The 605-nt window shown below is 57.2% G+C and carries 2 protein-coding genes; both read left to right on the plus strand.

The features are described 5' to 3' along the window. A partial coding sequence (gene tnpB, locus ACOCD2_RS25060) for an IS66 family insertion sequence element accessory protein TnpB (RefSeq protein ID WP_419626371.1) occupies positions 1 to 240 on the plus strand: 240 nt, incomplete at its 5' end. 28 nt (positions 241 to 268) lie between these two features. Then, positions 269 to 605 (plus strand): hypothetical protein (locus ACOCD2_RS25065; RefSeq protein WP_419608985.1); only part of this gene is annotated, 337 nt, incomplete at its 3' end.

The following is a 605-nucleotide window of genomic DNA, read 5'->3' on the forward strand; positions in this document are numbered from 1 at the left end:
TTCGAAGGGGCGCTGTATGCCTTCACCAACCGGCGGCGGGACAAGATCAAGCTCTTGTATTGGGAAGAAAACGGGTTCGTGCTCTATTACAAGAGCCTGGCCGAGGAGAAGTTCCACTGGCCGGGTGGTGAAGAGGCGCTGGTTTCGCTGACGGGGCAGCAGATCAACTGGCTGCTCGACGGCTATAACCTCAGTGCTATGAAAGGGCACAAAAAGCTGCATTATGAGGCCACTTTCTGATGCGCTAAGCAGATGATAATGTTATAATTTGTTCCATGAAAACGGCGTCGGACATCCATCTTCTCCAGCGCCACTCCCCGCGGCCGATCTGCGGCGGATTCTCGAAGAGAAAGACCGTCTTCTGGCGCAACAGCAGGCCCTCAACGCCGAATTGCGCAAACACATCCTGCTGCTGGAAGAACAACTGCGCCTGGCGCGTCTGCGCAAGTTCGGCGCACGCAGCGAGAAACTGCCCTTCCAGGGTGAGCTGTTCGACGAAGCCGAGCTGGAAGTCTCGCTCGAGGAGGTGGAAAAGGAACTGGCCGAGGCAGAACCGAAAAAGCCGCGTAAGCGGCATACCAGGGCGGACGGCTTCGACGAGAACC

This window comes from Thiolapillus sp. (genome assembly GCF_048562965.1).
Taxonomy (GTDB): domain Bacteria; phylum Pseudomonadota; class Gammaproteobacteria; order Chromatiales; family Chromatiaceae; genus Thiolapillus; species Thiolapillus brandeum_A.